Source organism: Streptococcus sp. SGI.013, from assembly GCF_050315295.1.
Classification (GTDB): Bacteria; Bacillota; Bacilli; order Lactobacillales; family Streptococcaceae; genus Streptococcus; species Streptococcus porcorum.
This window is the reverse complement of the sequence record NZ_JBNPOS010000042.1, coordinates 1-11055: the sequence shown is the minus strand read 5'-3', so window position 1 is coordinate 11055 and position 11055 is coordinate 1. Positions and strand designations below refer to the sequence as shown.

The 11055-nt window shown below is 39.5% G+C and carries 6 protein-coding genes; all 6 read left to right on the top strand.

Going from position 1 to position 11055, the window contains the following annotated elements; genetic code table 11:
* Positions 1-102 precede the first annotated feature (102 nt).
* Complete coding sequence (locus ACQRDX_RS08560; protein ID WP_427896404.1) at positions 103-1302, top strand: phosphoglycerate kinase; 1200 nt, start codon at positions 103-105, stop codon at positions 1300-1302.
* 716 nt (positions 1303-2018) lie between these two features.
* Complete coding sequence (locus ACQRDX_RS08555; protein ID WP_427896414.1) at positions 2019-2540, top strand: FUSC family protein; 522 nt, start codon at positions 2019-2021, stop codon at positions 2538-2540.
* Positions 2541-2623: 83 nt separating this feature from the next.
* A complete protein-coding gene (locus ACQRDX_RS08550) occupies positions 2624-2983 on the top strand; it encodes a MerR family transcriptional regulator (RefSeq protein WP_427896406.1) in 360 nt (119 codons plus the stop codon).
* A 63-nt stretch (positions 2984-3046) separates the two neighbouring features.
* Positions 3047-4393 carry a type I glutamate--ammonia ligase gene (gene glnA, locus ACQRDX_RS08545; protein WP_427896408.1) on the top strand — a complete coding sequence of 449 codons (1347 nt, stop codon included), beginning with the start codon at positions 3047-3049 and terminating at the stop codon, positions 4391-4393.
* A gap of 212 nt (positions 4394-4605) precedes the next feature.
* Positions 4606-9114 (top strand): glutamate synthase large subunit, encoded by a 4509-nt coding sequence (gene gltB / locus ACQRDX_RS08540; RefSeq protein WP_427896410.1) that lies wholly within the window; start codon positions 4606-4608, stop codon positions 9112-9114.
* Position 9115: 1 nt separating this feature from the next.
* Positions 9116-10558 carry a glutamate synthase subunit beta gene (locus tag ACQRDX_RS08535; RefSeq protein ID WP_427896412.1) on the top strand — a complete coding sequence of 481 codons (1443 nt, stop codon included), beginning with the start codon at positions 9116-9118 and terminating at the stop codon, positions 10556-10558.
* Positions 10559-11055: the final 497 nt, after the last annotated feature.

The window sequence follows — 11055 nt, the reverse complement described above, 5'->3', positions numbered from 1 at the left end:
CCTCTTTTTTTGTTATGAAAACAGACAGTTAGAAGCTATCACTTTTACAATTTTTGTGATATAATGAACCTGTATAAAAAAATTTTTTAAGGAGTCTAACAAATGGCTAAATTGACTGTTAAAGACGTTGATTTGAAAGGGAAAAAAGTTCTTGTCCGTGTTGACTTTAACGTTCCTTTGAAAGATGGCGTTATCACTAACGACAACCGTATCACTGCGGCTCTTCCTACAATCAAGTACATCCTTGAGCAAGGTGGACGCGCGATTCTTTTCTCTCACCTTGGACGTGTAAAAGAAGAAGCTGATAAAGAAGGTAAATCATTGGCTCCTGTAGCAGCTGACTTGGCAGCTAAATTGGGTCAAGATGTTGCTTTCATCGCTGGTGCTACTCGTGGCGCTGAATTGGAAGCAGCTATCAATGCTTTGGAAGATGGACAAGTTCTCCTTGTTGAAAACACTCGTTTCGAAGATGTTGATGGTAAGAAAGAATCTAAAAACGATCCAGAACTTGGTAAGTACTGGGCTTCACTTGGAGATGGCATCTTCGTTAACGATGCATTTGGTACTGCACACCGTGCACACGCATCAAACGTTGGTATCTCAGCAAACGTAGAAAAAGCAGTAGCTGGTTTCCTTTTGGAAAACGAAATTGCTTACATCCAAGAAGCTGTTGAAACTCCAGAGCGTCCATTCGTAGCAATCCTTGGTGGTTCAAAAGTATCTGATAAGATCGGTGTTATCGAAAACCTTCTTGAAAAAGCTGATAAAGTTCTTATCGGTGGTGGTATGACTTACACATTCTACAAAGCTCAAGGTATCGAAATCGGTAACTCACTTGTAGAAGAAGACAAATTGGATGTCGCAAAAGAATTGCTTGAAAAATCAAATGGTAAATTGATCTTGCCAGTTGACTCAAAAGAAGCAAACGCATTTGCAGGTTACACTGAAGTTCGCGACACTGAAGGCGAAGCTGTTTCAGAAGGCTTCCTTGGTCTTGACATCGGTCCTAAGTCAATCGCTAAGTTTGACGAAGCCTTGACTGGTGCCAAAACAGTTGTTTGGAACGGTCCTATGGGTGTATTTGAAAACCCAGACTTCCAAGCTGGTACAATCGGTGTAATGGATGCTATCGTGAAACAACCAGACGTGAAATCAATCATCGGTGGTGGTGACTCAGCAGCAGCAGCTATCAACCTTGGCCGTGCAGACAAGTTCTCATGGATCTCAACAGGTGGTGGTGCTTCAATGGAACTCCTTGAAGGTAAAGTACTTCCAGGTCTTGCAGCTCTTACTGAAAAATAAAAATTACGACGAAAAGAGTTGGTTTACCACCTCTTTTCTAGTGCAAAGGCTAAAATGCAACGGATTTCCGTTGCATTTTGTGCATCATGTAGAGTTTTTACGATATTGGGCGAGTTAGAAAGTCTAGCAAGGTGAAAAAATACTAGACCTTGCTACATTAACTGGAAAAATAAATTTGGTATCTACTGGTTCTGTAAAATCTTGATTTTGTAGAAAAGGGAGTGGGAAAGAACTCGACCAGTCTAAAAAGAGTTCGTCTTCCCACCCCCGCACAGTTGATTAGGTCAGATTTGGAGTGTGAAACACGAACAAATCTGTCAATCAACCACTGCGCTGAGATATTGACACGAACTTTGAGAAGCGAGGCTGGACTTTCTGCCCAGCCTCTTTTTGATTACTTAGAAGGGAAGAAGCGGTATATTTAATCATATTCTGCTTGGTTGATTTAAGTTTGGAAATTATTTTAGGCCTCTCTAGAAGTGGACAATAGAGCGCGCATATTTGGTTTTGGACAGATAGTGTCAATGTTTGAGTAGGGGGAGACTATGTGTATCTAGTTAGCTGCACTTATCTATGATTTCAACCCAATTATCTTTTTTAGGAAATCATTTGAGAGCTAGTTATCAGACTAGGTAGTCTAGAGGACGGGGTTATTTTTGTCAAAGTTATTTGATTTTGAATGCCTCAAAACTCAAACTTCGTGTTACAATAAAGTTATGTTTAAAAATAATCGATTTGACCCTAAGAAGTTTAAATTAGGGATGCGAACAGCCAAGACGGGAATTGCTGTTTTTCTGGTCTTACTATTATTTGGTTTATTGGGTTGGGAAGGCTTGCAGATTGGGGCATTGACTGCTGTTTTTAGCTTAAGAGAAGATTTTGATAAGAGTGTTTCTTTTGGGGCATCCCGTATTTTGGGAAATGCAATTGGGGGGGCTTTAGCTCTTGTTTTTTTTGTGATTAATAGCTATTTTTCAGGGGCATTTTGGGTGACCTTGTTTTTAGTACCTATTTTAACTATGTTAACCATTATGTTTAACGTGGCTTTTAATAACAAAGCAGGAATTATTGGTGGTGTATCTGCCTTGCTGATTATCACTTTGTCTATTCCTTCTCACGATACAATTTTATATGTTTTTGCGCGCATACTTGAAACTTTTGTGGGTGTCTTTATTGCCATTATGGTGAATTCAGATATTGATCGCTATAAGCAAATGATAAAAAATAGAAAAAAATAAATATATGTCAGAAAAACTAACATATGGGGTTGACATGTCCAAATTTTCAGAATATAATAGCTACTAAGAGAAAGGAGTTCGTCATGAAAGAAAAAGAATTGAGACGTTCAATGGCAGTTTTCCCAATGGGATCTGTTATGAAATTGACCGATTTGTCTGCTAGGCAGATCCGCTATTATGAAGATCAAGGCTTGCTAACACCAGATCGTAGTTCGGGCAATCGTCGGCTTTACTCATTGAATGATATGGACATCCTTCTCGAAATCAAAGATTTTCTGGACGAAGGACTTAATATAGCGGCAATAAAAAAAGAGTACGCAGACCGAGAAATACAATCTCAGAAAAGGCAACATGCTCTAACAGATGAGGATGTGAGACGTATTTTACATGATGAGTTGCGTAATCAAGGACGCTTTTCTAGTCCAACTAGTATTTTTCGTTAATTTTCGTATAGTAATATACGGGATATAAATTTTATTTTTTCTAAAATTCAAAGGAGACCACTTATGGCAATCACAGCAGCTGATATCAAACGCGATATTAAAGAGAAAAATGTTACTTTTCTTCGTTTAATGTTTACAGATATTCTAGGAATTATGAAGAATGTTGAAATTCCAGCGACTGATGAGCAAATCGATAAGGTGCTGTCAAATAAAGCAATGTTTGATGGATCATCTATTGAAGGATTTGTACGTATCAATGAGTCAGATATGTATCTCTATCCAGATCTTGATACTTGGACAATCTTTCCATGGGGTGATGAAAATGGTCGTGTAGCGGGATTAATTTGTGATATTTACACGACAGAAGGTGAGCCATTTGCTGGTGATCCACGAGGAAACTTGAAAAAAGCTCTTCGTCATATGGAAGAGGTTGGTTTTAAATCGTTCAACTTGGGACCTGAACCAGAATTTTTCCTTTTCAAAATGGATGAACAAGGTAACCCAACTCTAGAAGTAAATGATAAAGGTGGCTATTTTGACCTTGCTCCAACTGACCTTGCAGACAATACTCGTCGTGAGATTGTTAATGTATTGACTGAGATGGGATTTGAAGTAGAAGCGAGTCACCATGAGGTTGCTATTGGTCAACATGAGATTGACTTTAAGTATGCGGATGTTTTGAAGGCTTGTGATAATATCCAAATCTTTAAATTGGTTGTTAAGACAATTGCACGTAAACATGGACTATATGCTACTTTTATGGCAAAACCTAAGTTTGGTATCAATGGATCTGGTATGCATTGTAATATGTCTCTTTTTGACAAAGATGGAAACAATGCTTTCTTTGATCCAGAAGATCCAAAAGGGATGCAATTATCAGAAACAGCTTACTATTTCCTTGGTGGCTTGATGAAACATGCTTATAGTTACACTGCTATTATGAACCCAACAGTTAACTCATATAAGCGTTTGGTACCAGGTTATGAAGCTCCAGTTTATATCGCTTGGGCAGGTAAAAACCGTTCACCATTAATTCGCGTTCCTGCTTCACGTGGTATGGGAACACGTCTAGAGTTACGTTCAGTGGACCCAACTGCTAATCCATATCTTGCGTTGGCAGTTCTTCTTGAATCAGGACTTGATGGTATTGAAAATAAAATTGAGGCTCCAGCACCAGTTGAATCAAACATTTATGTCATGACTGAAGCTGAACGTAAAGAGGCAGGAATTGCTGATTTACCATCAACACTTCACAACGCTATTAAGGCACTTCAAGAAGATGAGGTTGTAACAGAGGCGCTAGGTGCTCATATTACGACAAACTTTGTAGAAGCTAAGAAGATCGAATGGGCAAGCTATGCTACTTTCGTTTCACAATGGGAAGTTGATAACTACTTGGATCTGTATTAAAATAGCTAGATATCATCTATTGGGAGTGTGGAAATCCAACAATACAAGGTTGGCCTTCCCCCTCTCTTTCTTTTTTAGGAATTTATAGAATATTCAGATTTTATTTAAAGAAGCATTTTGTTTAAAGGATAAAGATGATATAATGTAGAAATAATTATAATGATTATTGATAGAAGTGTCTTAAACACAAGGTTTTATAAGGAGTAAACATTATGAAAGAATCTGCCTTAAGAGCGCAAGAAACAACTCTTTGGGATCCTTCTTTTGAATCAGATGCCTGTGGTATGGGATTTGTGAGTCAAATTGAAGGTAAGCAGAGCCATACCTTAATTGAGTATGCCTTGACTATGCTTGAACGCATGAATCACCGTGGTGGGACAGGAGCCGAACCTGATACTGGTGATGGTGCTGGTATTTTATTGGGAATGCCGGATAAATTTTTTAGAAAAGAAGCTAAACAAGTTGGGGTTGATTTGCCAAGCCTTGGCGAGTATGCTGTTGCACAGTTGTTTTTACCGCAAGATAGAGTAGAAAAAGAAGCGCTAGAAGAGGTGTTGGAAAAATTTTTTTCTCAAGCAGGTTATTCCTTGCTGTTTAAGCGTGATGTTCCGTTTAGGTATGAACACTGTGGACCGACTGCGCAAGCTATTATGCCAAGTTTTGTTCAATTTGTCATTGGTAAGCCTGAACACATTGAAGGAGGGCGTCCATTTGAAGATGCTTTATTTGCTTTACGTCGTCAACTAGAAAAAACGATCACAAATGAGGATTTCTTTATTTGTTCATTATCTAGTAAGACCATTGTCTATAAAGGGATGTTACATGCTTTTCAGGTTGGGCTTTTTTATCCTGATTTGACAGATGAGCATTTTCAATCTCATATTGCATTGACACATTCACGTTTTTCAACCAATACTTTTCCATCGTGGGATCGTGCACAGCCTTTTCGCTTTTTAGCGCATAATGGTGAGATTAATACGTTACGTGGTGCTGAAAATTGGATGCATAGTCATCAAATTGAAGTCTATAACGAAGAAAATTCGGACTCAGCTAAGTTAGAGAATTGTTTGGAGTACCTTTATCGTCATGGTCGTGATATTCCGCAAAGTTTATTGATGATGGTCCCAGAAGCGTGGGGACCTGATTCGGGACTAAATGACGAATTGAAGGCTTTCTATGAATATGCCTCAAGTTTTGTTGCGCCTTGGGATGGACCGGCTGCCCTTGTTTTCACAGATGGTGATATGGTTGGGGCTCGCTTGGACCGTAATGGTCTTAGACCAAGTCGCTATTCACGTACCAAAGATAATTTCCTGATTTGTTCAAGTGAATCTGGTGTTGTGGATCTTGAGCCAAGTCGTGTTGTTGAAAAAGGTGTTCTTGGACCTGGTAATATGATGTTGATTGATACAAAAACAGGTCGTCTTCTTAAAAACGAGGAAGTTAAAAACTATTATGCGACACAACATCCTTATCAAGAATGGGTGAAGGAAAATATGACGCTGTTGAGTGATATCGAAGCCGCTGAACCACAAGACTTGGAATACGATATTAATACCATGTGGAAGCTTTTTGGCTATACCGATGAAACTTTGCGCAGTGTGATTCTTCCTATGGCAGAAAAAGGGGAGGAGCCTGTTGTTTCAATGGGGTATGATAGTCCTCTAGCTGTTTTGTCTGACAAACCTCAGTCTTTATTTACCTTCTTCAAGCAACAATTTGCTCAAGTCACTAACCCTCCGATTGATGCCATTCGTGAACAAATCGTGGTATCAACAGGAGTTTATTTAGGGGCAGATGGTGATATTCGTCGAGATGGTAAAGATAATTGTTTGAAGATAAAAATTGATAGTCCTGTATTATCTAGTCAAGACTTTGCTAAAATTGCTAGTCTTTACAGTTCAACACATAAAAGCCGTATTTTATCTACCGTTTATCATTTGGATACAGGGATTCAACAGGCCCTATCAGATCTTTTTACTTTGGCAGAGGCAGCTTTGGATGCTGGGGCAACTATTTTAATCTTATCAGATCGAGGAGTTAAAGGGGAAAATCAAATGGCATTGCCAATCCTTTTAGCTGTATCTGGTCTTTATAATGCTATGGTAGCAAAAGGTAAGGCTAGTCAGTTCTCGATTGTAGTGGATACAGCAGAGGCTTTTGAAGTTCATCATTTTGCGACTTTGGTTGGTTATGGTGCTGCTGCCATTCATCCTTATGGTGCTTATGCGAGTTTATTAGAATTTGGTCAGGATAGTCATGGTCTAGAAAACTACCGTAAAGCTGCTGAAAAAGGGATTGTGAAGGTTATGAGCCGAATGGGAATCTCAACTATCCTAGGTTATAAAGGTGCTCAATTATTTGAAGCACTCGGTCTTTCCTCTGATGTTGTGAACCAATACTTCACGGGAACAGTTAGCCGTATTGAAGGTTTATCTCTTGAACAAATTGAAAAAGAATACAAGGCACGCACAGACTTTGCATTTGGCTCTCGAAGTGAGGACTATTTACCATCAGGTGGAGCTTATCAGTTTAAGACAGATGGGGAATATCATCTTTTTAATCCAGAATCAATTTATAATTTCCAACAGGCTGTTAGAAAAGGCGATTACCATCTCTTTAAACAATATAGTCAGCAGTTAGATAAAGAAGCTCTAGAGCGACCAACAACCTTGCGTTCCACATGGGAATTTGCATCAAAACGTCCTGCTGTTGCTTTATCTGAAGTTGAACCTGCGGAGTTAATTGTGAAGCGTTTCAAAGTAGGTGCCATGAGTTTTGGTTCTTTATCAAAAGAAGCACATGAAACCATTGCAGAAGCTATGAACCGAATTGGAGCTAAGTCTAACTCTGGTGAGGGTGGAGAAAATCGTCAGCGTTTTAAACCTCAAGCTGATGGACGAAATGTCAATTCCAAAATTAAACAAGTGGCGTCAGGGCGTTTTGGAGTAAATGCAGAGTATTTGATGTCAGCAGAAGAGCTCCAAATTAAGTTAGCTCAAGGAGCTAAACCTGGTGAGGGCGGTCAATTACCAGGACAAAAAGTCTTCCCGTGGGTTGCTGAGATTCGTGGAGCAACGCCAGGTGTTCGTTTGATTTCTCCTCCACCACATCATGATATTTATTCTATCGAAGATTTAGCTCAGTTGATTTATGATCTTAAGGTGATTAATCCTTATGCAAAAATCAATGTGAAACTAGTGTCTTCTACAGGTGTTGGAACTATTGCAACAGGGTGTGTGAAGGCTGGTGCAGATAAAGTGGTGATTTCAGGTTATGATGGTGGAACCGGTGCTTCTCCTCGTAACTCTGTTCGTGATGCTGGATTACCTTGGGAGATGGGATTAGCAGAAGCACATCAAACATTGTCTTTGAACCGCCTACGTCAACGAATGACTTTGGAAACAGATGGCAAGCTGATGACAGGTCGCGATTTGGCTATTGCGACACTGTTAGGAGCTGAGGAATATTCTTTTGCTTCTTTGGCTCTAGTTTCTGTAGGTTGTGTGATGATGCGCGTGTGTTCTCTTAATACCTGTCCAGTAGGTGTTGCTACACAAAATCCTGAGTTGCGTCAGCATTTTGCAGGGAAACCTGAGCATGTTATTAATATGATGTTCTTCTTAGCAGAGGAGCTTCGCGAATATATGGCAGAGCTTGGATTTAGATCTATTGATGAAATGGTTGGTCATACTGAAGTTTTAAAAGCTAAGGTGATGTTGGATGAAAAAGCTAATTCTCTTGATTTTTCAAGAATTTTAGGAACAAGCTATGGTATTGAGCGTAAGGTTGAAGATCCGTTTTTGGACCCACGTCAGTGGCGTGAGTTAGATGGATTTGCACAAGCTGCTATTGATAGTAAGACGTCTGTGACCATTAAGGGTGCTATCAATAATGTTCAACGATCTGTTGGTGGCCGTATGGCAGGATGGATTGCTGAGCGTTATGGTAATACCAGTTTAGAGGCTGGCTTATTGAAGTATGAGTACACTGGTATTGCTGGACAAAGTTTTGCAAGTTTCATCACACAAGGAATGGAATTAACCTTGATTGGAGAAGCTAATGACTATATTGCTAAGTCAATGTCAGGTGGACGCTTAATTGTGAAGCCACCGCATGATGCTGCCTATGATGTTGAAAACTCTCCAATTGTAGGTAACGTTGCCTTGTTTGGAGCAGTAACAGGTGAAGCTTATTTTGCTGGACGTGCAGGGGAGCGTTTCTGTGTTCGTAACTCAGGTGCTAAGGTCGTTGTTGAAGGTGTTGGTGCCCATGGTTGTGAGTATATGACAGGTGGTGTTGCTGTTATTTTAGGTAGCACTGGTCGTAACTTTGCAGCAGGTATGAGTGGTGGAATCGCTTATGTTTATGATGTAGATGGTGACTTTAAGGATAAAGTCAATACTGAAATGGTTGATCTTTATTCTTTAGGGGAAACACGTGGAGACCATGTGTTGAAAGAAATGATTGAAAAACACTATTACTATACAGGTAGTGCTAAAGCAAAACGCCTTTTAGAAAATTGGGAAAATGAAAAACAGAAATTTGTAAAGGTTTATCCATCAGAGTTCCATGACATCAATGATATCGCTTATGCTCTTAAACAGCGTGGATTAACAGGTGATGAATTAGAGTTACATACCTTTGAAATGGCTACGGGAGCTCAGAGTACAGCTAAAGAGCGAGAAGAATTATTGGCTAGCGTAAGAGGAGGTTACTAAAATGGCAGATCCCTATGGATTTTTAAAATATGACCGTAAGGATAATCCTTACCGTCCTGTTGGCGAGCGTATCTTGGATTTTGAAGAGTTACAAGTCCCTCTATCTGAAGAAGAGCGACGTCAACAGGCTGCACGTTGTATGGCTTGTGGTATTCCATTTTGTCACCAAGGGACTTTTTATGGTGGCGGTCGAGCTGTTTCAGGTTGTCCGAATGATAATCTTATCCCAGAATGGAATGATTTAGTCTTTCGTGGTGATTTTAAGCGTGCCTTTGAACGCTTATCGCGTACTAATCCTTTACCAGAGATGACAGGTCGAGTTTGTCCTGCTCCTTGTGAAAAAGGATGTACCGAAGGATTGAATGGTTCAGGTGTGACCATCCATGATAATGAACGCTTTATTATTGATACCGCTTTTGAAAATGGTTGGGTAGAAGAGTCAGGACGTCCTAAGGAGCGTACAGGATTTAAGATTGCGATTGTTGGCTCAGGTCCAGCTGGTTTATCGGCTGCTTGGCGTTTAAATAAATTAGGACACTCTGTAACTGTTTATGAACGTTCCGATCGCTTTGGGGGGTTGTTGATGTATGGTATTCCAAATATGAAGTTGGATAAGTCTATTGTCCAGCGCCGTATTGATACGATGAAAAATCTGGGTGTGACTTTTATTGCCAATACCGAAATTGGTCGGGATATTACAGCTGATGACCTGTTAGCACAATATGATCGTGTGATTTTGGCGACAGGAGCCAGTGTGCCACGTGATTTACCTGTTCCAGGTCGTGAACTTTCAGGCATTCGCTTTGCCGTGGACTTTTTAACCGAAGTCACCAAGGAAGTTTTAACCAGTCCAGACAAGAGTTTAGAAAAATCGCTTGCTGGTAAACACGTTTTAGTGATTGGTGGTGGAGATACAGGAAATGACTGTATTGGGACAGCTGTACGTTTAGGTGCAGCTAGTGTCAAACAGCTAGAAATCACTCCTCAACTTCCTGATGAACGCTTGCCTACTAATCCATGGCCTCAGTATCCTATGATTAATCGCATTGGTTATGGGCAAGAAGAAGCTAAATTTGTACAAGATGAGCCTCTGACAGCTTATGCCACTTCAACTACAGCTTTTGTTGGAAATGATGATCATCAAGTCATTGCTGCAAAAACAGTTCAAGTGGGACCTGGGTTTGAGCCGATTTCAGGAACAGAAACAGAGATTAAGGCAGATCTTGTTCTCTTAGCTATGGGCTTTACAGGAGCAGAAACCAGTTTGTTTGATGCTTTTGGTGTTCGTAGTGTTTATGATGATTATACAACGACTAATAAAAAAGTGTACGTGGCTGGAGATGCCCGTCGTGGCCCAAGTCTTGTGATTTGGGGGATTCGTGAAGGGCGTAAGACAGCAGAAAAAATTGATCAAGAATTACGTTGTGCGGTTAACGTGTCATAACGATTAAAAACACTAGCTTCCTTTGCTTGAAGCATAAGGAGTCTGGTGTTTTTTTTGTTTTCAAGAGAAGCATATTTATAAGTCTCTATAAAAAACTTACACTAAAGCTATCTTACTCTCATAATTCTAATGGGATAAATTTTAAATCGTGAGCAAAATTATTGACATATTGATTGGGGGGGGGGTATAATTAAAAGCGGTATATTTTAAGGTTAGAGATATCTAATTTTGTTAGGATATCCTTCAACGAACCGTTGTGATATGAGCTTGAAGAGAAGTATTTTAACGATTTATCTATACCTCTTACCTCTCAAGTTGCTGCGGGAGGTAAGATTTTAGTTTGTTTATGTGGTTTATCTTATTTATTGAAATAAGATAAATTAAATAGATGTACTTAGTAGAGATTGTACTTTTCTACCAAGTACTTGAGCTAATCACTCGTTAAAATGATTAAATAATAAAAAGGAGATATTATTAGAGTTTATGAGTCAAAATCT